The sequence below is a fragment of the Saccharopolyspora sp. NPDC045941 genome (assembly GCF_056431445.1).
In genome coordinates this window covers 81,793-107,922 of the sequence record NZ_JBWKKU010000014.1, presented here as the reverse complement: position 1 = coordinate 107,922, position 26,130 = coordinate 81,793, and the positions used below count along the sequence as shown (strand labels likewise).

Genomic DNA, 26,130 nt, shown 5'->3' with positions numbered 1-26,130 from the left:
AGGCCTTATCCAATAACCAACGATCGACCACGGTCGCCGAAGTCTCGACTCGTTTCCTGCGGGGAGGGAAGGGAACGAAGCGAACTTCGCTTCCACCCACCCCTCCGCCGGCACTGTGGACCCCGCTCAGCGAGCGAGTCAACACGTCGTGGAAAGATCACCTGGCAAGTACCGGGTCAGCCGGTGGGGGTATCCGATCGTCGCGCTACGCGCCGGGTCTGTGCGCCGTCGACGTGAATGCGGAGCTGGTTGTGGGCAGAGCGTGACATCCATAGCCCCCTTCGCTCGGCTCCCGTCTCTGGCGCATCCGCACCCAGCGCGGCGTGACCCTGACAGCGCTGGCAGAGCCACCGGGATCTCCAAGAGCACGCCGTCAAGGCTTGAGTCGAGCAAGCGTCGTACGGATACTGGCCCCGGCCATCGCTTTTCCGAACGCTGCCGATATTGAGAAAGCGCGCGCTGTCCTCCGTAGCGGTCGACGGGTCGGCAGCTACGGAGGACAGCGACCCGCTGTGAGGCAGCCCGTAAGCGGCGCTGGCCAGCACCAGGTCCACTGCGCCGAGGTCGAAATCACGACCAATCTGGGGCAGCGGCACTGCGATCAGCTTGTCGAACTAGCGCGCAGCAGTGAGGGATTCGGCTTCCAAACCCCGCTGGTGGTCGACGGCCCGGGCGACGTCCTCGTCCAGCAAGTCGTTGTTGATGGCGAAAGCAGCCGCCGCGCCCATGCCGGCTGCGGTGATCACCAGCGCGCGCGGGTCGACGACGTTGCCCACCGCCCAGACTCCCGGGACGTTGGTACGCCCTGTGCGGTCGGTGACCACCCAGCCCATTTCGTCCTTCTCGCAGCCCAGTTCCGTCAACAGGGCGTCTCGGGGCATCATGCGCGGGAAGACGAAGGCGACATCACGGGGTGCGACGTGCCCCTCGGCCAGCTCGATCCCGCGCAGCCTGTCACCGGCAACCACCAGCTGCTTGACCTGGCCCTCGATCAGGCGCACGCCACGGGCGGCCAACTGTTCGCGCTCGTCGTTGGTCAACGCCAAAGCTTGTGGGAAGAGCACGACGTCCTCGGACCACTGCCTCAGCAGCAAGGCCTGGTGCACTGCGGCCGGTCCGGTGCCCAGCACGCCGATCGCCTGGTCCCTGACCTCGTAGCCGTGGCAGTACGGGCAGTGCAGCAGATCCCTGCCCCAGCGCTCGGCCACGCCCGGGATCTCCGGCAACTCGTCGCGCAATCCCGTCGCCACCACCAGCCGACGAGCCGACAGCACCGCGCCACCGGCCAGCCGCACCGCAAAACCGGTCCCACCACGCTCGACGCTCACCACCTGACCGTCGACCAACTCCACCCCGTACTCGGCGGCCTCCGCGCAACCGATCTCCAGCAACCCGGACGGCGGAAACCCGTCCCGGGACAGGAAGCCCTGCATGTGCTCGGCCGGGGCATTGCGCGGCTCCCCTCCGTCGACCACCGCCACGCGGCGGCGCGCCCTGCCCAGCACCAAAGCCGAACTCAGCCCGGCCGCTCCCCCACCAACGATCACCACGTCGTACTCGGCGGATTTCGCTGCACTATTCGTCGCTTCACTCATGTCAAACCTCCACAGCGGCCTTTTGGACCGCGCTGCCTAGGTAACAATTTTTGTTGCCCTTTTTGGGAGACCGCCGTGACCGGGATCCCTGGGGCGGCGGCCCGCGCAAGACCAGCCCGATCTACCCCGCGCGCTCGATCCTCGACTCCTCGGCAGGACCTTCTCGACGCGACCCGCAGTCAGCGAGAGTTCCAGTGCTCCGGCAGGCCGCACGGATCTTCTCCTGCAACTGCGCGTGCAACGAGGTAGGAGCTCGCTCTCCCCCGCATGCGCGAGCCAGCCGCTCCTTGAACTCCTTCGCGATCCCGTATTCGGCACTGCAGGATTCGCAGCACGCCAAATGTCCGCGCAGCAGGTGCTTGCGGGACCGGCTGCACTCGTGGTCCCGGAAAAGCCAGAGCTCGGTCAGGACCTCGTGGCACTTGAGCGCATCCGCGCGGTCGTACCCGGCACCACCCAACGGCATAACTATGTTCGTTTCCTGCCCGTCGCGAGCACGCCAGGACATGCCTCACCCTCTCGTCGATCAGCTCTTGGCTCCCCACAAAGCGGCCCGGCCGAAAGCCTCCGGCGTTCGTTCGCACGCCGCTGCTCGCAGTTCGGATCAGCCGATGTGCGGGGTGAAATCGGCGAGCAACGCCGCCTTCGGCTTGGCACCCACCACTCGGGTGACCTCCACGCCGTTGCGGAACACAATCGTCGTAGGCACGCCCATGACCTTGTAGCGCATCGCCAGTCGCGGGTTCTCGTCGATGTTCACCTTGCCGACCTTGAACTTCTCCGCGTTCTCCCCGGCGATCTCCTCCAGGATCGGTGCGAGCATCCGGCACGGGCCGCACCAGGTCGCCCAGAAGCTGACCACTGTCGGCTTGTCCCCCGCCAACTCCGCGTCGAAGGTGGCGTCAGTGACTTTCACGGTGTTGGTCATCAAAAGTTCCGTTCTCCTCGCATCGCAACGGCCGGCCCCACCGATCACCGGCGGTCGCGTCCAAGCCTGCAGAGTTCGTGGAGCACGGGGCAACCTTTGTTGCTATTTCCGGGAAATGCAGGTGGAATGCGGAGCGTGGCACAACCATCCGCCATCAACCGCAATGAGGTCGTGAGTGCGTAACCGGGCTGGAGCCCGGTGTCCTCGCTCAGGACCTCGTGAACAGTTTGTGTCTCAGGACCTCGTGAACACTGGCTGGCCTGCTGTCTGTGATCATCAGTGGTGGGCGGAACAGGGTTTTCGATGGATCCGGACCTGGTCGCGGCGGTTGCCGCGGTGGCTGGTGGGGACAAGATCAACGTGTCGAGGTTCTGTGCTGAGCACGAGATCTCGCGCACGGTGTTCTACAAGTACGTCAACCGGTTCCGGCAGGAAGGAGCGGCGGGGTTCATCCGCCGTTCCTCTGCCCCGCATCGTCGGCCCACGTCGACCTCAGCGCAGGTGCGTGAGGCGGTAGTGCGCGCCCGCAAGCAGCTGGCTGACGAAGGGCGGGACAACGGGGCCATCTCGATCGGATGGCGGCTGGAGGAGCTCGGGGACGTGCGGGTGCCCTCCCGGGCCACGATCCACCGGATCCTGGTCGATGAGGGGCATGTGACCCCGCAACCCCGCAAACGCCCTCGCACGAGGCGCCGGTTCGAGTACGCCGAGCCTAACGGGTTGTGGCAGGTCGACGGGTTGGAGTTCTACCTCGCCGGTGGTGAGAAGGTGTGCATTCTGCAGATCCTGGATGATCATTCCCGGCTGGACGTGGGAACGTATGCCGCCTCCAGCGAGAACGGCGAAGAGACCTGGGCGGCGTTGCAGCAGGCCTTCGCCGGCTACGGGGTGCCGGTGAAGGTGCTCACCGACAACGGTCTGGCGTTCTCCGGTAAGCACCGCGGGGGCATGGTCGACCTGGAACGCCGCCTGGCCGAGACCGGGGTGCACACGATCGCCTCGTCGCCGTATCACCCCCAAACCTGCGGCAAAGACGAACGCAGCCACCAAACCCTGCGCAAGTGGCTTGACAAGCAGCCCACCCCAGCGACTCTCGATGAACTGCAACTTCTTCTGGAGGAATACCGGGAGATGTACAACAACCGCCGGCATCAAGGCATCGAGGGTCGGACACCCCAGCAGCGCTACGACGCCGCCCCCAAAGCCGCTGCCTCCGGACCGGTCCAGCTCGCCGGTGTCGCCCACCGCCCGGTCACCAGCACCGGCGTCATCGCCTTCTCCGGCTGCTCGATCGTCATCGGCCGCCGCTGGGCCCGCCAGGCCGCTACCCTGCACTGGCAAGGCGACCGCGTCAGCATCATGATCGGCGACACGGTCGTGCGGACGCTGACACTGGACCGCAGCGTCCGCTACCAACGACTCACACCAAAACTGTCCACGACGTCATGAGACATAACTGTCCGTGAGGTCCTGAGACAGGACACCGGGCTGGAGCCCGGTTACGCACTCACGACCTCATTGCCCGAACGGCCGGGCTTGACGGTCAGCAGACGAGTATGGAACGTGGCTGCCCGATGATCAGAACCGGTAGGTGCGGGTGACGGCGATGATGTCGCCGTCTTCGCTCATGCCCGCCAGGACTTCAGGCGGCCGCGGGTGGAAACCCGGGGCGTCGGCCAGGCCGTGCGTTTCATCGATCGCCATGACGCGCACCGGGCCGTCCGCCACGCGCAGGTTGATGTTCACACCTGCGGGAGGCAGGTCGCGGAACACGATCTCGCTCGGCCAGGTCTCGCTGCTCACATCCGCCACCTGCACCGACACCGGGCGGTTGCCCGGTACGTGCGCGGTGACCGCACTAATCGGGCGGTCGAGGCGCAGCACCACCGATACTGCGCCTCGACGGGAGGATACGTGCAGGTCCAGCGCGTCGCCCTGGCGAGTTCCGACGACGTGCGGACCGTCGACGTCGATCGGCTGCGCCGGGCCGGTCCACAGTTCGCCGCTCGCGTAGCCGTCGGGGAGCGAGGTGGCGTTGCGGCCTCTCACGTGGCGCCTCGTCCACTCGGTGGGGTCGGATTCGGCGCTGACCCAGCTCGCTGTCCTGGTATCCGCATTGAACACGTACGCGAGGTGGGAGCGCTGTGGATAACGTGCGTCGAAGCGGTCCACCGCCAGTCCGCCGGCGACGAGTGCGACGACGACTGCCAGCGCGGAAGCCACCATCAGCGCGGCCGATCGCGGGCGCAGTGGGCGGTCCGGGAAGGAGAGCTCGATGAGCGGAAGCAGCAGAAGTCCGAACATGACGATCAACACCGCGCTCGCGCCGCTGAGTGCGAGCCCCATGCCGTTGAGGACGTTGCGGGTCATCGCCGGAAGCACCGCCGCCGCGACCACGGCCCCAGCGGTCACCGGCACGATCGACCAGCGCGGCCGCAACAACGCGACCATCCCGCCGAGCGCGCAGGCCAAGGCGGGCACAGTGAACAGGAACGACAATCCTGGTGCGAACACCGCGCACAGGATCCCGAGCGTTGTCGGCCACACCAGGGCGCCAAGCGCCAACGCCGCCCGGCCGAGCCGGTTGCGCAGCGGCAGGTACCAGCCGAGCAGCACCGAGCCGCTGAGCACGACGAGCGCCGCCTGGAAGAGCAGCGGCCGATGCAGCAGGCCCTCCATCAGCTCGTAACCGGGACGTACCGCTACCAGCAAGGGCCACAGCATCTGCGCCAACAGCACCGAGGCGATGAGCGGAACCGCAGCGGCCAGCACGCTCAACACGACTCTCGGCAGCGAGGCGACCCGCCGCCACCTGGCCAGCGCCACGGCCCCGATCAGCACCAGCGCGGACAGCACGGCCAATGGCCACACCAGCGCGTCCGAGTAGGCGATCGGCACACCCAGGACTCGGAAGTAGATCAGGTCGTGGTCGGACGCGATTCCGCGCAGATCGGTACTCCCGAACGATTGGGCGAGCGCGAGCATGTTCTCGCCGTGGTGTTGCAGGCTGCCCGGTTGGAGGTTCTCGATCGAGTCGCCGGCGGAGTGGTACCACGACGCGCCCTCGATGAACGCGGAGTTCAGACCGACGAATCCGACAGCGGCGAGGGTGGAGAAATCGGTGTAGTTCGGCAACATCCGGTACATCGTGACCATCGCGGAATCACCGCGAGGGTATGGCACCGCAGCTGTGAAGGTCTCGACCAGGCGTTCGTTGCCGGGCGTGGTCTCGAACATCAGGGACGGCCCGCCGACGCCGCGAGCCTCCCAGTTGAGGACCACACCACCGCGGCGGGCAAGTGGATGTTCGCGGGTGAACGCCTCGGCACCCAGCGTGCCATCCTCTTCGCCGTCGGTGATGAGCATGACGAGGTCGTTGCGCAGTGGCGCTCCGGTGCGTAGCGCGCGCGCCGTCTCCAGCATCGCGGCGACGGAAGCACCGTCATCGGCCGCGCCCGGACCCATCGCGGCTGAGTCGTAGTGCGCCGCGAGCAGCACCGTTCCGGTCGAATCGGCACCGGGCAGCGTGGCCACTACGTTGTCCACCCGGCCGAAGGTCGCCAGCCCGCTGTCCGAGAGTGCGCCGACCGCGTGCTGGACCTCGACGTGGAAGCCTTCGGCGCGCAAGCGTTCCACGAGGTGGGCCCTGATGCGGTCGCTCTCCGAACTGCCCAGCGGGCGCGGCGCGGTGGCGATTTCACGCAGATCCACCTGTGCGCGCCCGGCGCTGAATTCACCCGCCGGCGCCGAGACCGCGACGGGCTGCGGTGTGCTCCCCTCGGCCAGCACGGCCACCGTGACGACGACGAGCACCGCCATCGCACTCGCGATCGCGGCCACGACCCGGCGCGGTGTGTTGATCAATTGTCCGGTCACGCGGCGGAATGCTATAGGCGCGGCGGGATTACGCGGAAATGTTTTTTCCAGTTCCGCAAAGCGATTTTCACCGCCGAGTTGCGATCCGCTGGTGCGGACCACGCTGAATGACGAGGCGACGCGCTTGAAGAGCCGGGTATGAACAGGGACACCAGCACCAAGACGATCCCCCTGTTGGCATTCCAATAAGTTCCTGGACCCGGCCACCGACGGCGCGGTGCTGCCGATCCGTCACCTAAACGGCTACAAGATCGGACCAGGAGCACCTGCGCCAGCTCTGGCTGCGCAGCTACGAACCGGCCGCGCTGTTCGATCCTGGCGGCGCACCGGTGCAGCGGCTCAATCAGCCGGTCGTGGGAGCAGAGCGCTCGGATAAGGACTGTCGTTGTCGAGATCGAGCTAGTCGTATATGGGGCCGCGGATCCCGAGAGGCATCGAGCGGTCCTCCACGAGCAGCCCTTCCTCGAAGGCGCGGCGGAAGATGGTCCCTGTGCAACGTCGCCGCCCTCGATACCCCGGTAGAACGCCCAGCTAGCCAGCACCTGGGTGGAGTCGTTCGGTCCGCCGCGGGTGAGCACCCGGACCACCGCCATGTCCGTGAAGGTGAAAATGGCGCCGAACAGCGCCGCCACCGCGACGATCGGCAGCACCAGCGGAACCGTCACCTCGAACATCCGCCGCCAGAAGCCCGCTCCGTCGACGCGCGCGGCCTCCTCGATTTCCCTCGGGATCGAAGGCTCCTCCGGCGAGGCGCAACGGCATCGGCTCTCTCGAGCCGGGGACCGTCAACTCAACCATGCCCTGCACATGATGGCCCTGTCCCAGATCCGCCACGACACCGAAGGCCGCGCCTACTATCAGCGCAAGCGCGCGACGGGAAAGAGCCACAAAGAAGCCATGCGTTACTTGAAAAGGCGACTGTCCGATGTGGTCTACGGTCGGCTTCTCCACGATGCCGAACAGCCACCGCGGGCCTGGGAGGACACTCGGGGACGACTCCATCGTCCAGTGCGGCTGACTGACACCCGAACATCAGCTCTTCGGACGAGCCACTTCCCATACCCGCCAACGACCATCGTGCGCCCGAAAACAAAATCAACTTGACACGCAGAGGCGTCGTTCCCGCTACAGACCCCCGGGCTCCCGTTGAATTGTGGGTGACCGAGAGCGCGGCGAGACCCGGGGAGCCTCCATCACCCGGGGCGGTTCACCCGGGCCTCGCGGTGTGTTGGTTAGTTGGCGCCGCAGAGTGCGTGGTCGATGAGGTCGGCTGTGACGTCCTTGGTGGGGGCTGGCGTACCAGGTTCGGGGATCATGGAGTCGGTGTTGATGGTGATGACGATGCTGCGGGTGCCGTCTGCGCTGATGCCGTTGCGGGTTTTGAAGCCTTGGATGTCGCCGCCGTGGGACCAGGAGCCGCCGCAGGAGTTCGGGACCCACATGATGCCGAGCCCGTATCGGACGCCCGGCCAGGCGGGTTCGAAGGCGGTGGCGTCGACTGTTTTCTGCATCGCGGCGAGTTCCGTGGGGCGCAGGAGCTTGCCGTTGATGAGGGCCTTGAGGAAGGTGTTGGCGTCTTCGGTGGAGCTGATGATTTCGCCGGCGGCGCCGCCCCAGGAAGGGCTGAGAAGGGTGGCGTCGATGGCGGGTCCGTAGGTGGTGTTGGGGTCGTCGATGTTCTCGGGGAATCGTTGGTAGCCGATGGCGTGTGGGTCGGGGATGAGCGGGAAGGTGTCGGGGGTGTAGGTGTCGTGGAGTCCTAGGGGCTGGATGATGCGTTGGTTGGCTTCGTGTTGCCAGGGGTTGCCGGTGACGGCTTCGATGATCATTCCGGCGAGGATGTAGTTGGTGTTGGAGTACATCCATTGGGTGCCGGGGGCGAAGTCGGGCTTGTGCTTCATGGCCATGGCGACGAGTTCGTCGGGGCGGAAGGTCTTGAAGCGGTTGTTCTCGAAGCCTTCTCGGGAGAAGAGGTATTCCATTTCCTGGAGGTATTCGGGAATACCACTGGTGTGTTGGAGGAGTTGGCGGATGGTGATCTTGCTGCCGTCGTTGCCGTTGCCGGTGACGACGCCGGGGAGCCAGTCTTCGACGGTGTCGTCGAGAGAGAGTTCGCCTTCTCCGACAAGCTGCAGGATGGTTGTGGCGACGAAGGTTTTGGTGTAGCTACCGACGCGGAATTTCGCGTCCCATGGGATGGGGGTGCGAGTGTCGACGTTGGCGTAGCCGCTGCGGACCTTGACTTCGCCTTGGGGGGTGTCGAGTTCGGCGAGGACTCCGGGGGCACCTTGCTTGAGGAGTGCGTCGGCGTCGCGTTGCAGGGTGGTGGTATCGGGGTGGGTGTTGCTCGCGGCGGTCGCGACGGTGGCGGTGGTGGCGGTGGTGCCCAGCACCGCGATCATGACAGTCAACGCTGTCAGGGCTCGATTCATGGCCAAAACCGTAGGTAGATGATCGAGGTCCGTCATCGCCCCGCGACGGCAATTTCGCCTACCCCCACAGGGGTAGGCACGAATACCACCAACACCTGACGAAACCCCACCACGAGACGGTTAGCGTGTGGCCGTGCGGGTGAGTCTCAGGCCAATCCTGGTGGACGTGCTTCTGGCTGCAGTGCTGACCGTGTTGACGGTGAACAGCGTCGCCATTCGCGGCGTTGGTCTCGACGAGACGGCCTACGTGCTCGCGGTGCTCACCGCAGCGCCCCTCGCACTACGCCAACGGGCGCCGGTGATCACGATGATGGTGATCTCCGGTGCGTTGGCGGCGTACATACTGGGCTACGGCGAACCTCCCAACGGCGGGGTATGCCTGCTTGTCGGGATCTTCACAGTGGCCACTCTCCGGCCCCGGCTCGTTGCAGCCGGAATGTGCCTGGTGGCGATCGCCGTCATGGCGATCACCTACCTCAAGACCACGACAACGGTCGCCTGGTCGGAGATCCCATCGGCAATATTCCAGACACTCGGGGCGTGGGCGCTGGGTGAGAGCACCAGACGTTGGACCCAACGCGCGGAGCGGCTTGCCGAGGAAGCGACACAGGCGGCAGCCAACGAACGGGTGCGCATTGCCAGGGAACTGCACGACATCGTCGCGCACCACATGTCGGTCATCTCGATGCAGGCGGGGCTGGCCGAGTACGTACTCAAAAGCGACCTGCCCACGGCCCGGAACGCGATCTCCACCGTAGGCGAAACCAGCCGTGAGGCGCTGGTGGAGATGCGTCGCCTGCTTGACGTGCTGCGTGTCGACGACTCCGAGGAATTGGACTACGGCCCGCAACTGGGACTGGGATCTCTCGACGATGTGGTGGAGCGGACGCGCAACGCGGGTCTGCCGATCGAGAAGGTCGTCACGGGCCAGGTCCGCACGCTGTCTTCGGGACAGGACCTGTGCGCCTACCGGGTGGCTCAGGAGTCGCTGACCAATGTTCTCAAGCACGCGGGCCAGACGACGGCGCGAATCCACCTCGACTACGGTAAACGAACGTTCACCCTCAAGGTGACCAACGACGGCACCCCGTCCCGAGCGCACAACGATTCTTCTCGCTCCCACGGTATCCGCGGAATGAGGGAACGCGCCGAGCTCTACGGTGGTGTCCTCACCGCGGAGCCTTCGGAGGAGGGCGGGTTCGCCGTGGTCCTCCGGTTGCCGATAAGCGAGGTCTGATGACAATCCGCGTGCTCGTCGCCGACGACCAGACCCTGTTTAGAGCCGGGCTCGTCGCACTGTTCAACGCTGCGCCAGGACTTGAGGTCGTGGGAGAGGCCGCCGACGGTGCCCAGGCCGTGACACAGGCCGCCAAAACCAGCCCGGAGGTGATCCTGATGGACATCAAGATGCCCGTGCTGGACGGGATCGCCGCCACCCGGCAGATCCTGGCGGCACCTAGCGAGAACCCCCCGCGCGTCGTCGTGCTGACCACGTTCGACATCGCCGAGTACGTCTACACCGCACTCGGCGAGGGCGCCGCGGGTTTCCTCCTCAAGGACACCCCGCCGGACAGGATCATCTCCGCGGTGCACACGGTCGCGGCGGGGGACATGCTGATCGCGCCGCGCATCACCCAGCGGTTGATCGAGACCTACGCCCAGCACCACCAGACGCCGGCTGCCGGGAACCGGCAGTTGACGGAACTCACCGCGCGGGAGACCGAGGTGCTGGGCCTGGTCGGCAACGGACTGACCAACGCGCAGATCGCGCAGCGGCTGGTGCTCAGCGAAGCGACGGTCAAGACCCATGTGAAGCGGATGATGGGCAAGCTTGGCCTGGCCAGCCGGGCGCAGGCTGTCGTCGTGGCTTACGAGACCGGTCTGATCGTGCCCACCGCGATGAGCAACGGACCGAGGAAGTAGCGGTGGCCTGTTCTCCCGGGCATCCCCGCGTCCGCTCCTCTCGCGTGCGTCGCCGTGCTGGACACCATGCCTGTCCCGCTCAGGATCGGGCGTGAGCGCATCCCTCCGCGTTTCCACATCGGTATGTCGGTAAAATCCGCTACCCACAGCGCATTCCGTCCCGCTGCGGCGAAGTCCCGGTTAACCAGACCACCGGCCCGTACGCCGTCGTCGCCTGGGATCGTGGTTCGTTTGGTCTTGCTGCGCACGACGCCGGTGATGCCCAGTTCACGCATCAACCACTCCACGGTACACCGGGCCACATTGATTACCTTGCCGTGTAACGCATTCCAGAGTTTACAGGCCCCGTACACCTCGTAATTGCTTCCACACCAGGGTGATCTCGGCCTTGAGTCCTTCGTCGCGTGCCGCCCGCACCGAAGGCGGCCGGGTCGTGGTGGCGCAGTAGGTGCTCGGGGCGATCGCCACGCCTGCCTCACGTTCTCGCCGTCCTTGCTGTACATGTGCACCCTCCGCATACGTGGCAGCTGTGGCACGTCGGGTCGGAACGCTAAGGAGACCGGCGCACGTCGAGGAGTCCTCGGCTGTCTCAGCCTGAGACAAGCGGGCTGATGAGCGGCAACGGCAACATCCCCAGGGTCCGAGCGGCCGATCGCTGCCGCCGCACCGGTTCAGCAGGAAGGACTATGCCCTTGTATTCGCAGAAGATCACTAATTTCTGGCGGGCGACCTTCCTGAGCGGCGAGGTCATCTACAGCGACAACGTCTTCTGCGTCGTCAGCAACCCCTAGCTGAGCGAGAACCACCGGGTCATGGTGCTGGAGACGTCCGACGGGAAGGTCGACGCGGTTCAGACACCGACGCTAGCCGAGAGGCCAGGCTTTCACAGGGTCAAGAGCTGTCCGAGCCGAGCTTCCGCCAGAAGTTGACGGAGGCCGGGGTAACCCTTCACAACGCGGACTACCTGTTCTACTTCACCGACGCCGAGAAGGACACCCTGCTGTGGGAGGACACCGCGGACGGCGTGCGCCAGCTGACCGAGCACGACGCCGCCGTCTTCTCCGAATTCGAGTCCTCCTCGTCGGAGCAGGACCTGGACGACGCGTACGTAGATTTCGACCACTGGACGGTGTTCGGCGCCCTCGATCAGGACCGCCTCGTCAGCGCTGCCAGCACCTATCCGCGGGAGAACGCCCCGATCGCAGACGTCGGCATCCTCACGCTGACGCCCTTCCGCGGGAAGGGCCACGCCCGCCGGGTCGTGCGGCCGATCAGCAAGCACGCCAGCGAACGGGGCTACGAACCCCTAGTACCGCTGCCAGCTCGACAACCACGCGTCGACGTCGCTGGCAAAGGCGGCGAGCCTGAAGCTTTTCGGCAAGTGGGAAGTGACCTCACCGGACTCCGCGCACTGAGCACGGCCGAGCGTCGCGACAGGCGCATCGGCGCCGTGTCACACCGGTAGCAGAGCCATCGCCGAGACAAGCACCAGGAGCATTGCGGCGAAGCGAATAAACACTGCGGCAAGCACGCTGGCGACCATCAGCATGACAGCGGGAAAGCCGCCGAGGATCGCCATTCCGAGGGCCTCGTCCGCGTACAGTCGCACGATCTGGCTACGTAGGGGTCCGATCGAGTCATACCCCTGCAGGTTCCGGACCTCGACGGCTGTCACCGCGGTGGGGAGGAATGCCAGCACAGCAGAGCCGAGAAGAATCGCGATGCCAGGATGAGCCCGCGAGGCTTTCTCTCCACTTCCACCGCGGGCTCCTCACCGAGCGCCGAGGCCATCGACCGACGGCTCCCACTGTGTCAAGCAGTAGGGCACGAGCGCTCTGCGCCACACCTCGACTGTTCCAACTACGAGCCTCCACCCTTCCCTCCTACGGCGACCGCCAGCTCGGCGACGCGGCGGACTTCGGGGCGGGGATGGCTGTTGAGCACAGCGAGCTCCAGCGGGACATGCGCGGCGCGGGTGAGGGGGATGGCGCGAGTACCGGGGATGGGGCGTCGGGCCGTGGACTCCGGTATCAGGGCGAAGGCTCGGCCGTCGGCGATCAAGTATGAGCGGGCGCCGACGAGCTGGGGTGGGCCGGCGAGGAGGAGCGGGGTGAGTCCGCGGTCGGTGCAGATGCCGACGAGGTGGTCGAAGTAGGTCGCGTGTCGATCGCGCGGCCAGAGGAGGACGGGGAGGTCGCCGAGTTCGGCGAGGTCGATCACGTCCCGGTCGGCGAGCGGATGAGTGTCGGAGAGCAGGGCGTAGACGTCCTCGACCCCGATGGCCTGGGTGTGGTAGCCATCAGGGGCCTCGAGAAAGCGGCCGATGCCGAGATCGGCGGTTCCGTTGAGGAGGGCGTTCACCACATCGCCGGTCTGCACCGGGACCTCGACGACGGACACCTGCGGCAGCTCCGTTTCCGCCCGGCGCAGCAATGCCGGGAGCAACCGGTCTACGACGCTCGGGCTGGCGGCGACGCGGACTTCGCCGTGCGGCTCGCGAGCGAGCTGGCGCGCGCGTTCGGTGAAGGCGCGCGCGGCCGAGAGGGTGTCCTTGGCGTGGGTGAGCAGCTCGGCGCCCACCGCCGTGAGCGCGACGCTGCGCGTGGAACGGTCGAACAGGGAAGTGCCGACCAGGCGTTCGAGGCGCTTGATCTCCTGGCTGATCACGGGCTGGGTGACGTGGATCCGGGCGGCCGCTTTTCCGAAGTGCGCCTCGGCCGCGACAGCGACGAACGCCTCCAGCTGACGCAGCGAAATATTCATAGCGTGAGGCTATCAAGCATGTCCAAATTAATGCTTGAATGGAATGAATTGGCGCTCTTAGTCTTGCGGCACAGGCGAGGTCCGCCGGGCGAAGCACAAGGGAGTCCTTTCAACTATGTTGCGCCATCTGCACACCGAGTCCATCGCCGTCTCCGCAGCCGTCCGGGAGGCTGTGGAGCGCGGCCGTCCGGTGGTCGCCCTAGAGTCGACGATCTTCACGCACGGTCTTCCCCGCCCGCGCAATCTCGAGGTCGCACTCGAGGCCGAGCAGCGGCTCCGCGACGCTGGCGTGGTGCCCGCGACGATCGGGATCGTCGACGGTGTGCCGACCGTGGGCCTGACCGCGGCCCAGATCGAGCGGCTGTCGCTCGATGACGACGCCGTGAAGGTGAGCGTCAGGGACCTGTCGATCGCGGCTGCGAAGGGCCTCAACGGCGGCTCGACCGTGGCGGCGACCGCGCTGCTGGCTCACCGGGCCGGGGTGCGGGTGTTCTCCACAGGCGGCATCGGGGGTGTTCACGAGGGAGCGGCGCAGACCTTCGACGAGTCGGCCGACCTGGTCAGCCTCGCCGGGGTGCCGATGGTGGTCGTGAGCGCGGGAGCGAAGTCGATCCTCGACATCCCCGCCACGCTGGAGCGGCTGGAGACACTCTCGATCCCGGTGGTGGGCTACCGCACCACGGGCTACCCCGGCTTCTACGTGGTGGACTCCGGCCACACCGTGGACTTCTCCGCCGACTCGCCGTTCGAAGTCGCCACGATCGCGGCCGCCCAGACCGCGCTCGGCCTGCCTGCGGCACTGCTGGTGGCCAACCCGGTTCCAGCCGACGAGCAGCTCCCAAAGGAGGTGCACGACGACGTCATCGCCCGCGCGTGGGTGGCCGCCCGCGAGCAGGGGATCGCCGGGCACGACACCACTCCGTTCCTGCTCGACTTCCTCCACACCGCGACTGGCGGGCGCAGCCTCGAGGTGAACATCGCCATCTACCGCAACAACGTCGACCTCGGCGCCCAGATCGCCACCGCGATGACATGCTGAACGCGACCGGAAGCAGGCGAAAGCTGGGTGTCATCGGCGATCTCGTCGAGGACGTCGTGGTCTGGCAGGCCGAGCCGCTCCGGCACGGCAGCGACACGCGTGTGCAGGTGCACCGGACGCGCGGCGGCAGCGCCGCTAATGTCGCCGCGCTGGCCGCCCCGCACTACCCCACGGTCTTCCTCGGGTGCGTGGGCGCCGACCCCACCGGGGACGGCCTGGTCGCCGACCTCGAGAACGCCGGGGTGGCCGTGCGGGTGCAGCGGCGCGGGCGCACCGGGACGATCGTGGTGCTAGTCGACGAGCAGGGAGAGCGGACCATGCTCCCGGATCGCGGAGCCGCCGTGGACCTGCGAGCGGTGGACCCGGACTGGACCGCCGATCTGACGCACGTGCACATGCCCGCGTACACGCTCGTGGTGGAGCCACTCGGCGGCTCCGCCCTGGCGGTCGCCGACCAGGTGCGCGCGGCGGGCGGCACCGTGTCGGTGGACGCGTCCTCGACGGCGCTGATCCACGACTACGGTGCCGCCGAGCTGCTGAGACTGCTGGCCGCGATGCGGGTGCGCTACCTGTTCGCGAACCGAGACGAGGCGCGGGCGCTGGATCTCTTCGGTTCCGGCAGATCCCTGGTGCCCGACACAGTCGTCGTCGCCAAGAACGGTCCGGGCCACACCGTCGTGCTCGCCCCCGACGCGGCCCCCCTCCAGGTGCCGGTGCCGCCGGTGCCCGTCGTGCGCGACCTCACCGGCGCGGGCGACGCCTTCGCCGCCGGCTTCCTCGCCGCGACCTGCGCGGGCGCCGCCCTCCCGGCGGCGACCGAGGCGGGTCACGCGAACGCCGCTCGCGTGCTCGCGAACCCCGGCGCCATCACCTCCTGACCGATCCCCCACGAGAGAGAACGTTCAATGACGAACGTACCGACCTCCACGCCGACTCCTGTGCGGGTGGGCAAACTGCTGGCTGCGATGCTCGCCGCCACCATCACCTTCCAGCTCGCCGCCACGATGCTCAACCCGGCGGTGGGCGACATGCAGACCCGGCTGAACGCCACGGCGGCGGAAGTGGGCACGCAGGCCACCGTCTTCTTCATGGCGGCCGCACTCTTCGGCCTGTTCCTCCCGAGGCTCTCCGACATCATCGGCCGGCGGCCGCTGGTGCTCGGCGTGCTCCTGGTGACGATCGCGGGCACCGTGCTCGCGCTGCTGGCCCCCTCGATGCCCTGGCTCTACGTCGCCCGCGGGCTGCAGGGGATCAGCGGCGTGCTGGTCCCGCTCGCGCTGATCATCATGCGCGACGCCGTGCCGCCGGAGCGGTACGGGCTGTACATGGGCATCATCACAGGGGTGAACGGAGGCGTCTCGGGAGTCGACGCGATCCTAGGCGGCGTGATCGTCGACCGCATGGGCTATCGCGGCGTCTTCGTCGCGATGCTGATCGTCGCGCTGGTCTGCTCCGGGCTGGTCTGGGTCTGGCTGCAGGACAGCCGTCCGTCGCCGGAGGCGAGGATGGACTGGTGGGGAGTCGGCTGGCTGTGCGCCGCCATCGGATTGCTCACGGTGGGCGTCTCCGACGGCGGAACCCACGGCTGGCTCTCGCCGCGGACGCTGTCGATCATCGGCGCCGCAACGGTGTGTTTCGCGATCTTCGCCGTCGTGGAGCGACGCACCGCGATGCCCCTGGTCCCTCTCGACCAGATGCGCGACCGCGGCACGTGGGGTCTGCTGCTGACCACCACGCTGACCCTGGCCGGTGTGTTCGCAGCCATCAACTTCGTCGTCCCAGCCCTCGCCCAGAATCCGGACGCCGGGTTCGGAATGAACGCCAGCACCACCTCCCTGCTGTACCTGACGCCGTACGCACTGGTGGGCTGGCTGGTGGCACCGTTCGTGGGCCGGCTGGCCCCGCGACTGGGATACCGGCTCATGCTCCGCATCGGCCTGCTCGGCGGGACGGTCACCGTGGTGCTGATGTACCTGGTGCACACCTCCCCGTTAGTGCTCATGGCCTGCGCTGTCCTGCTCGGGATCACCTACGCCGGCACGACCAACATCATGCTCGCCGGCCTCGGCGTAGTGCTCGCCGCCAAGGACAACCAGGGCGTGCTGCCCGGCCTGAACTCGGCCGCCTTCAACGTCGGCGCCTCCCTCGGGGTCGCCTTGCTAGCGCCGATGGTCACCGTCGGCAGCCCCGCCGGGAGCTCCTCAACGGCGGGATACACCGCTGCCTTCGCCGCCGCGGTCGTGATCACCTGCCTCGCCTTCGCCGCTTCGTTCTTGCTTCCGGCGCAGAATCGACCGGGTGAGAAGGTCTGAACCGGCGGCTTTCCAACGACCCAGGCACCGAGCGGCTGACCCTCGAAGCCTCTGGTCCGCAACCCGGTGTGCCGCATATCCACGGAGAACACCGAACCCGCCTCCCGTTCGGCGCCGTCGGCGAGCCTCTAGCGTGAGGTGGTGGCGAAGAGCGTCAAGAGGTGTCAACACAGGCGCTGACTTGTGTCGCTTCCGGCTGAATACTGACCTCTTGGTTCCGCCTGGGTTCGAGTGCTTGTCGCAACACACCTGATCATGAAGGGCGTGTTGATGGCGAGGCGTGGACCTAAGCGCAGGTTGGATCTGGAGTCGGAGTATTGGCTGTTGCTGGCTTCCGGGGCGGGGACCGTCGAGGCGTGTCGTGTGTTTGGGAATCGGCCGCAAGACCGGCTACCGGTGGCGGGCGGAGAACGGCGGGCTCCGCCCGCACTACTGGCCGAGGACGCCTGGTCGAACAGGTACCTGTCGTTGCTGGAGCGACAGGGCATCGCCACTTTGCACGGTCAGGGTCTGGGCGTTCGGGCGATCGCAGCTCGCCCGGGACGCGCGCCGTCCACGGTCGGCCGTGAGCTGCGCCGCAACACCCTCTCGCACGACCGGGGCGTCTACGACGACGACCTGGCGCACGCGCCCGGAAGCGGGCCCGCCGGCCGCGCCGATCGCGTCTGATTCTGTGGGGCTCGTTTATTCGAAACGAGCCCCAGCTCCAGAAGTAGATCTGCGACCATGCTCGGGTGATCGTGTCGCTGCTGTACAAGGTCACCCGACGACTGCTCTCCGTTCCCGCAGTACTACTGCGCCGGGACACCACGAAGGACGCCGAACTGCTCGTCCTACGGCACGAGAATGCGGTGCTCCGACGCCAACTCCAAGCACCCCTGCGGTACGAACCCGCCGACCGGCTGTGGCCTTCCGCCCTGTCCTCGCTGATCCCCCTCCGCCGCTGGGCGCAGGTCTTCCCAGCCACGCCGAGCACTCTGACGGCCTGGCACCGCAAGCTGGTGGCCCGACGGGTGGGACCATTCCGATCGGCGCCGACCTGGACGACCGCCCACGAAGCCGGCCATCAAGAAGCTCGTGCTACGTCTCGCCCGCGAAAACAGCGGATGGGGACACCACCGGATTCAGGATGAACCGGCCCGGCTTGGACACCCGACCACCACCTCCACCGTCGGGGAAACCCTGCACGCAACCGACATCGATCCGGCCCCGCACCGCAGTGACCCGACCTGGCGCGAATTCCTGTCCGCACAAGCCACCGACATGATCGCCTGCGACTTCTCAAGCATCGACACCATCGGCCCACAACGCCTGTACGCCCCGGCCTTCCTAGAACACCGCACGCGGCGCCTGCACATCACCGGCGTCACCGCACACCCGACCGCCACCCGGGCTACTCAGCAAGCACGCAACATCGCCGCCAACCTCGGCACACACATGGACTCACTGCGCTTCCTCATCCGAGACCGCGACAGCAAGTACACCGACGCCTTCGACGCGGTGTTTCAAGCGGAGGAAATCGAGATCATCAAGACGCCGGTGCGAGCGCCGCGAGCGAATGCGCACTGCGAGAGAGTGATCGGCAGCCTCCGTCGAGAAGTCCTCGACCACGTCCTCATCCTCGGTGAGGCCCACGCGCGCCGCGTTCTTGCCGAGTACCGGCGGCACTACAACAGGCACCGCCCCCACCAGGCCGGAACCAGCTCCCACCCGAAGCCCAGGAGCAACCGCCCCCGGTACAGGAATCGCGCACCCGCCACGTCCTACGCACCCGCATCCTCGGCGGCGTCACCAACGAGTACCGATACGCCGCTTGAACAGCAAGGATGAATATTCGAGCCCCACACGGTAGTGAGCCGTGGTCGATCCCGCGCCTTTGTCCGGCAGACAGCCCAAGGCCGTGCGCAACGCGCTCGCGGTCCTGGAGGAGGTCGTCGCGGCGGGCCGGGTGTGACGGCCAAGGAGATCTCCGTGGCCCTGAAGATGCCGCCCGCGACGACCTACCGGCTACTCAACCTCCTCGTCGGCGAGGAGTACCTGGCGCGGCTGCCGGACCTGCGGGGGTTCGCGCTCGGCCGCCGGGCGCGACGCCTGTCGCTTCCGCTCACGCCCAGGCCCTGCGCCGCCGCCCGCGCGGTGGTCAACCTCGTGCGCCAGCAGTTGCGCTGGGGTGTGCACCTCGCCTCCTACACCAGCGGCCGCGTGCTGCTCGTCGACGTCGACCCGGACCACCCGCCGGCCGAGGAAGCCCTGCTGGCCCAGTACCCGTACGCGTCGGCGGTGGGCAAGCTGTTGCTCGCCGAACAGCCCGACTGGCGTGCGCTGGTACGCGACCTGCGCTCGTTCACCAACGCACCAGCACGGCGAACTCCACGCCGACCTGCTCACGATGCTGCAGCAACACGGCCGGCAACTCGGGCCGTTGGTGGCCTGACGACACTTCACGGGAGGTGGCCGATGCGCCCGGACATCGAACGGTCGTGGCGACGCGCACAGCTGCACGGCGTGCGGCCGGAATCCCCCGGCGACTCGCTGAGGTGTCAAGAGAGGCTTGCCCGAACGGTACGCTGCCGCTGCGTGCCCAGTCCGTCGATCTCGATCCTCATCTCGTCGCCGTCGCGGAGGTAGGGGAAGCGCCCCGAGAGCGCGACCCCCTCCGGTGTGCCAGTGTTCACGACATCGCCCGGTTCCAAGACCATGTACTGACTGAGCTCGCGGACAATCTCAAGCACGGGGAAGATCATGTCCGCGGTCGTGGAGTCCTGGCGCGGCTCGCCGTTGACGAAGGAGCGCAGACGGAGTCTCTGCGGGTCGATCTCGTCGGCGGGGACGAGCACGGGGCCGAGCGGGTTGAACGTCTCCGCGCACTTGCCCTTCGACCACTGCCCGCCGGAGAGGTCGAGCTGGTACTCGCGCTCCGAGACATCGTTCGAGACGGCGAATCCGGCAATCACGCCGCGGGCCGCGTCCACGGACGCGAGGTACCCGGCGGGCTTGCCGATGACGACGGCGAGCTCCACCTCCCAGTCAACCTTCTCCGCGCCGGGCGGCAGGAGCACGACGTCGTCCGGGCCGACGATCGTGTTGGGGTGCTTGAAGAAGACGACGGGGTGTGCGGGCGGCTCCGACCCCGACTCTGCGGCGTGCGCCGCGTAGTTCTGGCCGATGCAGATCACCGCGGCCGGGCGCGCGATCGGCGCTCCGACGCGCAGCCCGTCGACGTCCGCCGCGTCCAGCTCGCCCCGTCCCAGGGCCGCACGCACGCGCGCGATCCCGTCGGCAGCGAGGAAGGCGCCGTCGATGTCGCCGGTGATCGGGGCGAGGTCGCGCACGACTCCGTGGTCGTCGCGCACAAAGGGGCGCTCCTCGCCTGGCTCTCCGAGTCGCATGAGTTCCATGAGTTCTCCTCCCGCCCGGCTCAGCGCGCCGATGCGGCTTCGGGGTTGACGATCGCGGGGACGTTCTCGCCCGCGAGGAAGTCGACGATGTTGCGGGCGGCGTGCACCGGCAGATCCTCCAGCGCCTGCGGCGAATACCACGCGGCGTGAGGGGCGAGCAGGACGTTCGGGGCCTGCCGCAGCGTCGTATCGGCAGGGAGCGGTTCCACCGCGAAGACGTCGAGGGCGGCGGCGCCGATCCGGCCCGCTTCGAGCGCCTCGACGAGCGCGGACTCGTCGATCAGCGGCCCGCGGCACGTGTTCACGACAATCGAGCCCGGCTTCATCGTCGCGATCGCGGCGGCGTCGAGGAGGTGCCACGTCTCATCGGTGAGCGGCACGTGGAGCGTGAGGACATCAGCCGCCGCGATGGCCTCCTCCACCGACACCGGCACGCAGTCGGCGGCGCGGATCGCCTCGTCCGGCGCGTACGGGTCGGCCACGAGCACGCGGAAGCCGAGGGCCCGGCAGCCGCGCGCCACGAGCGAGCCGGTGCGGCCGAAGCCGAGCACGGAGACGGTCGCACGGGAAGGACGCACCGCCATGGGCTGCGCGGCGACGGCCAGCCACTGGCCGGCCCGGACGGCGCGATCGTAGGCGGGCAGGCCGCGGCACTGCGCCATGATCATCGCGATCGTGTGGGAGGCGACCTCCTCGACGCAGTAGCTCGGAGTGTTCGCCACCACGATCCCCCGCTCGGTCGCGGCAACCACGTCGATCATGTCGTAGCCGATGCCGAGGCGGCTGATGATCCGCAGACACGGCATGCGGTCCATGAGCGCCCCGTCAATCCTGCGCCACTGCACGATGAGCCCCTCCGCCTCGGCTCCCAGAGCGGCGAGGGTGTCCGCGTCCGTATCGGGCGCACGTTCGGTGCGCAGTCCCGCGCCTCGCAGGGTCTGCTCGGCCGCATCGCCGGGCAGGTCGCAGTCGGTGACGAGAATGAAGGGCTCAGCCATGCTCCAAATGCTATATTATCTAGCAACAGTCGATCAAACAATTCCCGTTCAACCTCATGTGCCATAGCGTTTCCGTGTGGCTGTTCGCCGCGCTCGTCACCGGGGCCAGTTCCGGAATCGGAACCGCCGCCGCCCTCGAACTCGCCCGTGAAGGCATCGGCGTGTGGATCACGTACGCCGGCCGCGAGGCCGAAGCCGCCCGGATCGCGGCCGAATGCCGGGCGGCCGGAGCACCGAAGGCCCATGTCTCGCATCTCGATCTGCGCGCCCCGGCTTCGATCACGACGCTCGTCGCCGAGGTCGACGACGCCTGGGGGTCGCTGCACGTCCTCGTGAACAATGGCGGCGTCTGCCCGTACACGCCCTATCCCGAGATCGGGATCGAGGAGTGGGACGGAGTCATGGAGACCAACGTGCGCGGCACATTCCTCCTCACGCGCACGGCGCTGCCGCTGCTGCGCGCCGCCGACGGCGACCGATCCGTCGTCAACATCTCGTCGAGCGCCGGCCAGGTCGGTGCACTGCAGACGGGCATGCACTACGCGGCGAGCAAGGGCGCGCTCCTGGCCCCACCCGCAGCTTCGCCCGGCACCTCGCCTCCGAGGGCATCCGGGTCAACGCCGTCACACCGGGGCCGGTCGCCAGGCCATCACGAACCAGCTCACCGAGGACGCCCACGCGGCCCTCGAGGGATCCATTCCCCTCGACGATCGCGACCTTCGACGTCGTCGACGGGCCCGTCTCCCGCGCGTCGAATTTCAAGGCCTGACCGGTCAGGCCGCGGACGCTTCGCGGAGCCCCGTCCGAGGCGTCCGAGGCCCGATGCCGTAGCGCCGCGCCCTACGCGCGGCCGAACCGCTCCCGGAGCCCACGAGCGACGGAGACGTCTCCGAACGACGACGTCCATCCTCCGTCCACCGCGATCGACTGGCCGGTGAGATACGGCGCCTCGTCCGAGAGGAGGAAGGCGGCCACGGCGGCGACCTCCTCGGCTCGGGCGATGCGCCCCATGGGCGGCCCCTCGGCGAGCGCCCGCTCGGCCGCGTGCGGATCCGGAGACGCGGCGATCTGCGCCTCGAGATGAGGCGTGCGCACCCCTCCCGGAGCGACGGTGTTCGCGCGGATGCCGAGGCCGCCGTACGTCGCCGCAACGCTGCGGGAGAGCGCATCGATCCCGCCCTTGGTGAACTCGTACGCCGCGTGGTCGGGGTGCGCGGCGCGCCCGTGGATCGAGCCGACGTTCACGATCGCGCCCGACACGCCCTGATCCAGGAAGGACGACACCGCCGTCGCGCACCCCCACATGTATCCGAGGCCGTTGATGTCGACGATCTCACGCACGGCCGCCTCGTCGAGCGCATGAAGGGGCGTCCTGCGCGTGATCCCCGCGTTGTTCACCCAGCCGGCCATCGGCGCGCGGGCGATCGCCGCGGCGGCCGCGCGCTCGTGCGCGGAGCGATCGGAGGAGTCTCCCTCCACGACCTCCGCGCAGATTCCCGCCTCGACCGACTCTGACCCGTGCGTGCGCTCGAGACCGACGACGATCCATCCGTCGCGCGTGAGCCGCTCCGCGATCGCTCTGCCGATGCCCTTGCGGCTGCCGGTGACGACCGCGCTGCGGCGGCGTTCCCGCTCTCCTGCCGGGTCCTGTCCCGTCATCGGCATCCTCCCTCGAATTCGAAGACCGCGGGATCCAGCCCGAACCCCACCCCAGGACCACCAGGCGGCCGCACGCCTCCGGCGAACTCGGGGCCGCCGACGATGAACGATGGCGCAGGGTCGTACGGGTTCCTCCCTCGTGCGAAGGTCTCGACGCCGATGCCGAGATGTGCGGTCACCTCGGGGTAGACGTGCCCCGAGACGGGGATGTCGCGCTCGCCCGCCCACCCGATCATCTCGCGGGCGGGCGTGATGCCGCCGATGGCCACGACGTCGAGCCGGAGCACGTCGACGGCGCCTCCATCGACGAGTGCGCGGAGCACAGCCGGGTCGGTGACCTCGTCCCCCACCGACACGGGGAGTCCGCTCTCGCGGCGGATGCGCGCGCAGCCGGTCGCGTCCTCGGGGAGCAGCGGGTCCTCCAGCCACGCGAGCCGGGGATCCCCCCACTGTGCGATCTCGGCGAGGGCCGCGTCGGCGTCGCGCCACCCGAAGCCGACGTCGACGACGAGGCCCGTCCCGTCGGGGAGCTCCGCCGTGAGGAGGGCGATGAGTTCGCGCATGTAGGCGGGATCGGCCACGCGGGAGATCTTCACGAGAGTCCAGCCGGGCGCCTGGACGAGGACCTCGTCGGCCACCTCGCGCGGCGACCGGCCGGGGGTCGGGTACGCCGCGACGAGCATGGCGTCGCGCGGGCCGTCGCCCGTGCCGAGCATCCGCCACAGCGGCATTGCCGCACGACGCGCCGCGATGTCCCACAGCGCGATGTCGACGAGTCCGATGGCCCGCCGTACGAGCCCCACGCGGCCGACGATGGCGCTGCCCCGCAGCATGCGCTCCCACGCCGCCTCCGGGTCGTCGGCGTCGGCGCCGAGGGCGTGCGCAGCAACGAGCCGGTCGACGATCTCGGTCATGGGAGCCTCACGGGACAGGCAGTACGCGACCCCGGTGACGCCGTCGGCGTCGGCGACGCGCACGGCGCTGTATTCGCGCCGGGTGACCGTCATCGCTCCGAGCTGGAGCGGCGCGGGCAGCGGGAGAACGGCGGTCGCGCTGTCGACGCGCTCGATGGCGGTCATTCGGGCTTCTTCGCGAGCGGGATGCCGTAGTCGACCATGAACCCTCCGTCGACGTAGAGGGTCTGCCCGTTCATATAGCGGGCCTCCGACGACACGAGGAAGCCGACCGCGGCCGCGATCTCGGAGGCGTCGGCGAGGCGCCTGGCCGGGATGCGCGCGAGGATCGTGTCGAGGTCGAGCGTCCCGGCCTCGACGCCCTGCCGGAACACTCCCGTGTCGACGTAGCCCGGGGCGACGGCGTTGACGCGCACGCCGCGGGCCGCCCATTCGGCGCCTGCCGTCGCGGTGAGGCCGATGACGGCCGCCTTCGTCGTCGCATAGGGGGCTCGCCCGGCCGAGCCGCGGGACGAGATCGACGAGATGTTGACGATCCGCCCGCCGCCACGCGCGAGCATCCGTCTCCCTGCCGCCTGCAAGCAGGAAAAGACGCCGTGGAGGTTGACGTCGACGACCGCCGACCATTCCTCCCACGTGAGATCCTGCAGTCCGCGGTGCCGCTGGATTCCGGCGTTGTTGACGAGGACCTCGATCGGGCCGGCGTCCGCCTCGATCTCGCAGAAGACGCGATCGACGGCGCCATGGTCGGTTACGTCGAGCTCGCGCCAGAGGATCCCGGCGGGGTTCTCCCCCTCCGTGAGGCCCGCGACGCGATCGGCCGCGACGACCCGGTAGCCGTCCGCGGCCAGCCGCTGCCCGATCTCCCAGCCGATCCCTGCGGCGCCTCCTGTGACGACGGCGACGGGTCGTTCATCCATCACGTGCATGCCTCCTCGTTCTCGTTCCCCTGGTGTCATCCTTCGATCACGCTCCGCACGAGCGCGGTCGCGTGTTCCTCCAGCCGCGCGAGCGATCCGGCCGCGAGCGGCGTCTGCCACGCCTGGTAGGCCCCGCGTTCGTAGGCGTCGTCGCTCGGCAGGTACACAAATCCGGGGCCGTTGCAGAGGTTGCCGACGACGACCGCGTGATCGGGGAACCGCTCGCGCAGGGTCATCTGGAAGCGCGAGTACGCCTCGCCTGGGTGACCGACGAACACGGCTCCGCCGAGCCGCCACACCCAGACCGGGTGCTCGACGGTCGGCCCCGCGATGTAGCCGTCGCGCAGGTTGCGGGCGCGGGCAAGGCGCTCCTCCCGGCTGCGCGGGTCGATGCCGGCCCACTGCCGTTCGAAGTCCTCGATCGACGGCAGATCTACGAGGTCGAGCGTCACAGACCCGGTCACGGCCCTGACCGTCTCATCGGCCGCGACCGGCGTCGCCTCCCACATGGCCAGGGGCGCGCCGGACTCGACGATGCCCGTCAGTTCGAGCGACGAGCGTGGGGGCGGCAGCGTCGCGAGCGCCGAGAGCACCGCGTGACCGAGCGCCTCGCCGTGCCGGTCGGCCACGGCGAGATCGCCCGTGTATTGCTCGCGGGGCGCCAGCTCGCCGGACGCTCCCTGCACGAACGCACACGGTGCCCCTGTCGCCTCCTCGACGAGGTCGCGCATGGCACCCACGTAGTCAGGCGAGAGGAGCCGGTTCTGCCAGCTGAGGCTGGTCGGATGGCACGCGTAGTTGACGATCGTGCCGATGATCGCTCCCTCGGCATCCGCGATCCGCCCGACGTGCACGGTGTCGTCCGCCGCGAGGTGCGGCGTGTAGCCGACGAGCGCCCGCCCGTCGACGTCGAGCTCGCGGTTCCCCGCGAGTGCGCAGCGGCCCGTTGCCCATTCCAGGCGAGTGGGGCGCAGTGCGGCGAGCGCCTCCGTCGCCGCATCCGAGGCGGCGACGGCGAGCGCGTCGAGATAGCCGGGGATGAGGTCGCCGCCCTCCTCGTGCGCGTCCGCCGCGCACATCACGGCGCCCGCGTGCGTGTGCGACAGCGCGATGACGAGTCGCCCTGGTGCGAGGCCCGTTGCCGCGAGGACGCGGCTACGCAGCGCCCACTCGTCGTCGACGCGGCGCCACCACGTCGCGTCGATCGCGATGAGCACGAGGGGCTCATCCGCGCCGCGGAAGGCGAGCGCGGTCAGCGTCATGCTGCGATGCTGACCCTCCGCGACGTTCCAGTCGGCGGGCCCCCAGTTGCGAGCGCGGATGCCGACGGGCGGATCGACGATGCGGCGTGCGACCGCGGCGGAGAGGTCCGC

At 68.3% G+C, this 26,130-nt stretch carries 26 protein-coding genes and 2 pseudogenes; 13 read left to right on the top strand and 15 right to left on the bottom strand.

What is annotated here, in order from left to right:
- Positions 1-614: 614 nt before the first annotated feature.
- The 3 genes from AC07FN_RS13950 to trxA form a co-directional block, all read right to left on the bottom strand.
- Positions 615-1,595 carry an NAD(P)/FAD-dependent oxidoreductase gene (locus AC07FN_RS13950; RefSeq protein WP_478395954.1) on the bottom strand — a complete coding sequence of 327 codons (981 nt, stop codon included), beginning with the start codon at positions 1,593-1,595 and terminating at the stop codon, positions 615-617.
- A gap of 121 nt (positions 1,596-1,716) precedes the next feature.
- Complete coding sequence (gene rsrA, locus AC07FN_RS13945) at positions 1,717-2,061, bottom strand: mycothiol system anti-sigma-R factor (RefSeq protein ID WP_478396016.1); 345 nt, start codon at positions 2,059-2,061, stop codon at positions 1,717-1,719.
- 138 nt (positions 2,062-2,199) lie between these two features.
- Entirely contained in the window at positions 2,200-2,523 is a 324-nt protein-coding gene (gene trxA, locus AC07FN_RS13940; RefSeq protein ID WP_478395953.1) for a thioredoxin, read from the bottom strand.
- A gap of 303 nt (positions 2,524-2,826) precedes the next feature.
- On the opposite strand from trxA, the gene AC07FN_RS13935 reads away from it, so the two are divergent.
- On the top strand, positions 2,827-3,972 hold the full coding sequence (locus AC07FN_RS13935) for an IS481 family transposase (protein WP_478395952.1): 1,146 nt from the start codon (positions 2,827-2,829) through the stop codon (positions 3,970-3,972).
- Positions 3,973-4,101: 129 nt separating this feature from the next.
- Here AC07FN_RS13935 and AC07FN_RS13930 read toward each other — a convergent pair whose 3' ends face one another.
- Positions 4,102-6,501 carry a M28 family peptidase gene (locus tag AC07FN_RS13930; RefSeq protein ID WP_478395951.1) on the bottom strand — a complete coding sequence of 800 codons (2,400 nt, stop codon included), beginning with the start codon at positions 6,499-6,501 and terminating at the stop codon, positions 4,102-4,104.
- A gap of 73 nt (positions 6,502-6,574) precedes the next feature.
- Here AC07FN_RS13930 and AC07FN_RS13925 point away from each other — a divergent pair.
- Positions 6,575-6,652, top strand: a pseudogene (locus tag AC07FN_RS13925) (phosphoketolase family protein); the annotation flags it as partial.
- Positions 6,653-6,983: 331 nt separating this feature from the next.
- Here the strand turns inward: AC07FN_RS13925 and AC07FN_RS13920 are convergent.
- Positions 6,984-7,073, bottom strand: a pseudogene (locus AC07FN_RS13920) (hypothetical protein); the annotation flags it as partial.
- On the opposite strand from AC07FN_RS13920, the gene AC07FN_RS13915 reads away from it, so the two are divergent.
- Positions 7,039-7,503 (top strand): transposase, encoded by a 465-nt coding sequence (locus AC07FN_RS13915; protein WP_478396015.1) that lies wholly within the window; start codon positions 7,039-7,041, stop codon positions 7,501-7,503. The pseudogene AC07FN_RS13920 and the gene AC07FN_RS13915 sit on opposite strands and share 35 nt — an antisense overlap.
- A 128-nt stretch (positions 7,504-7,631) precedes the next feature.
- Here the strand turns inward: AC07FN_RS13915 and AC07FN_RS13910 are convergent, their stop codons facing one another.
- On the bottom strand, positions 7,632-8,831 hold the full coding sequence (locus AC07FN_RS13910; RefSeq protein ID WP_478395950.1) for a serine hydrolase domain-containing protein: 1,200 nt from the start codon (positions 8,829-8,831) through the stop codon (positions 7,632-7,634).
- 160 nt (positions 8,832-8,991) lie between these two features.
- Between AC07FN_RS13910 and AC07FN_RS13905 the strand changes: the two genes are divergently transcribed.
- Both AC07FN_RS13905 and AC07FN_RS13900 read left to right on the top strand, forming a co-directional pair.
- Positions 8,992-10,068, top strand: coding sequence for a sensor histidine kinase (locus tag AC07FN_RS13905; protein WP_478395949.1), 1,077 nt, complete (start codon positions 8,992-8,994; stop codon positions 10,066-10,068).
- Entirely contained in the window at positions 10,068-10,754 is a 687-nt protein-coding gene (locus AC07FN_RS13900) for a response regulator (protein ID WP_478395948.1), read from the top strand. Before AC07FN_RS13905 ends, AC07FN_RS13900 begins: the two co-directional genes overlap by 1 nt.
- On the opposite strand, the gene AC07FN_RS13895 is transcribed toward AC07FN_RS13900, so the two are convergent.
- Positions 10,700-11,257, bottom strand: coding sequence for an IS3 family transposase (locus AC07FN_RS13895; protein WP_478395947.1), 558 nt, complete (start codon positions 11,255-11,257; stop codon positions 10,700-10,702). The genes AC07FN_RS13900 and AC07FN_RS13895 overlap by 55 nt on opposite strands.
- 422 nt (positions 11,258-11,679) lie before the next feature.
- On the opposite strand from AC07FN_RS13895, the gene AC07FN_RS13890 reads away from it, so the two are divergent.
- Positions 11,680-12,219, top strand: a complete 540-nt coding sequence (locus tag AC07FN_RS13890; RefSeq protein WP_478395946.1) for a GNAT family N-acetyltransferase — start codon at positions 11,680-11,682, stop codon at positions 12,217-12,219.
- Here the strand turns inward: AC07FN_RS13890 and AC07FN_RS13885 are convergent.
- The gene (locus AC07FN_RS13885; protein WP_478395945.1) at positions 12,208-12,453 is read right to left on the bottom strand and encodes a hypothetical protein; all 246 of its coding nucleotides are present in this window, start codon (positions 12,451-12,453) and stop codon (positions 12,208-12,210) included. The two genes, AC07FN_RS13890 and AC07FN_RS13885, sit on opposite strands and share 12 nt — an antisense overlap.
- Before the next feature lie 161 nt (positions 12,454-12,614).
- Positions 12,615-13,517 (bottom strand): LysR family transcriptional regulator, encoded by a 903-nt coding sequence (locus AC07FN_RS13880; RefSeq protein ID WP_478395944.1) that lies wholly within the window; start codon positions 13,515-13,517, stop codon positions 12,615-12,617.
- A 115-nt stretch (positions 13,518-13,632) separates the two neighbouring features.
- On the opposite strand from AC07FN_RS13880, the gene AC07FN_RS13875 reads away from it, so the two are divergent.
- The 6 genes from AC07FN_RS13875 to AC07FN_RS13850 all read left to right on the top strand — a co-directional run bounded on the left by AC07FN_RS13875 (position 13,633) and on the right by AC07FN_RS13850 (position 19,496).
- Positions 13,633-14,556 carry a pseudouridine-5'-phosphate glycosidase gene (locus AC07FN_RS13875; RefSeq protein ID WP_478395943.1) on the top strand — a complete coding sequence of 308 codons (924 nt, stop codon included), beginning with the start codon at positions 13,633-13,635 and terminating at the stop codon, positions 14,554-14,556.
- Entirely contained in the window at positions 14,550-15,434 is an 885-nt protein-coding gene (locus AC07FN_RS13870) for a PfkB family carbohydrate kinase (RefSeq protein WP_478395942.1), read from the top strand. Before AC07FN_RS13875 ends, AC07FN_RS13870 begins: the two co-directional genes overlap by 7 nt.
- Positions 15,435-15,461: 27 nt before the next feature.
- On the top strand, positions 15,462-16,868 hold the full coding sequence (locus AC07FN_RS13865; RefSeq protein WP_478395941.1) for an MFS transporter: 1,407 nt from the start codon (positions 15,462-15,464) through the stop codon (positions 16,866-16,868).
- Between the two features lie 396 nt (positions 16,869-17,264).
- Positions 17,265-17,537 carry a helix-turn-helix domain-containing protein gene (locus AC07FN_RS13860; protein WP_478395940.1) on the top strand — a complete coding sequence of 91 codons (273 nt, stop codon included), beginning with the start codon at positions 17,265-17,267 and terminating at the stop codon, positions 17,535-17,537.
- 408 nt (positions 17,538-17,945) lie between these two features.
- Complete coding sequence (locus AC07FN_RS13855; protein WP_478395939.1) at positions 17,946-18,698, top strand: integrase core domain-containing protein; 753 nt, start codon at positions 17,946-17,948, stop codon at positions 18,696-18,698.
- Between the two features lie 141 nt (positions 18,699-18,839).
- Positions 18,840-19,496, top strand: a complete 657-nt coding sequence (locus tag AC07FN_RS13850; protein ID WP_478395938.1) for an IclR family transcriptional regulator — start codon at positions 18,840-18,842, stop codon at positions 19,494-19,496.
- Here AC07FN_RS13850 and AC07FN_RS13845 read toward each other — a convergent pair.
- Positions 19,409-20,266 carry a fumarylacetoacetate hydrolase family protein gene (locus AC07FN_RS13845; protein ID WP_478395937.1) on the bottom strand — a complete coding sequence of 286 codons (858 nt, stop codon included), beginning with the start codon at positions 20,264-20,266 and terminating at the stop codon, positions 19,409-19,411. The genes AC07FN_RS13850 and AC07FN_RS13845 overlap by 88 nt on opposite strands.
- Before the next feature lie 20 nt (positions 20,267-20,286).
- A complete protein-coding gene (locus AC07FN_RS13840) occupies positions 20,287-21,264 on the bottom strand; it encodes a C-terminal binding protein (protein WP_478395936.1) in 978 nt (325 codons plus the stop codon).
- A gap of 56 nt (positions 21,265-21,320) precedes the next feature.
- Here AC07FN_RS13840 and AC07FN_RS13835 point away from each other — a divergent pair, with 56 nt between their 5' ends.
- Positions 21,321-22,202 (top strand): SDR family NAD(P)-dependent oxidoreductase, encoded by an 882-nt coding sequence (locus AC07FN_RS13835; RefSeq protein ID WP_478395935.1) that lies wholly within the window; start codon positions 21,321-21,323, stop codon positions 22,200-22,202.
- On the opposite strand, the gene AC07FN_RS13830 is transcribed toward AC07FN_RS13835, so the two are convergent.
- Genes AC07FN_RS13830 through AC07FN_RS13815 form a run of 4 tightly spaced genes read right to left on the bottom strand, consistent with a single transcriptional unit; the run spans position 22,105 to position 26,019 of the window.
- On the bottom strand, positions 22,105-22,923 hold the full coding sequence (locus tag AC07FN_RS13830) for an SDR family NAD(P)-dependent oxidoreductase (protein ID WP_478395934.1): 819 nt from the start codon (positions 22,921-22,923) through the stop codon (positions 22,105-22,107). The genes AC07FN_RS13835 and AC07FN_RS13830 overlap by 98 nt on opposite strands.
- On the bottom strand, positions 22,920-24,002 hold the full coding sequence (locus AC07FN_RS13825; RefSeq protein ID WP_478395933.1) for an enolase C-terminal domain-like protein: 1,083 nt from the start codon (positions 24,000-24,002) through the stop codon (positions 22,920-22,922). Before AC07FN_RS13825 ends, AC07FN_RS13830 begins: the two co-directional genes overlap by 4 nt.
- Positions 23,999-24,757, bottom strand: coding sequence for an SDR family NAD(P)-dependent oxidoreductase (locus tag AC07FN_RS13820; RefSeq protein ID WP_478395932.1), 759 nt, complete (start codon positions 24,755-24,757; stop codon positions 23,999-24,001). Before AC07FN_RS13820 ends, AC07FN_RS13825 begins: the two co-directional genes overlap by 4 nt.
- Positions 24,758-24,792: 35 nt before the next feature.
- Complete coding sequence (locus tag AC07FN_RS13815) at positions 24,793-26,019, bottom strand: hypothetical protein (RefSeq protein WP_478395931.1); 1,227 nt, start codon at positions 26,017-26,019, stop codon at positions 24,793-24,795.
- Between the last annotated feature and the right edge of the window lie 111 nt (positions 26,020-26,130).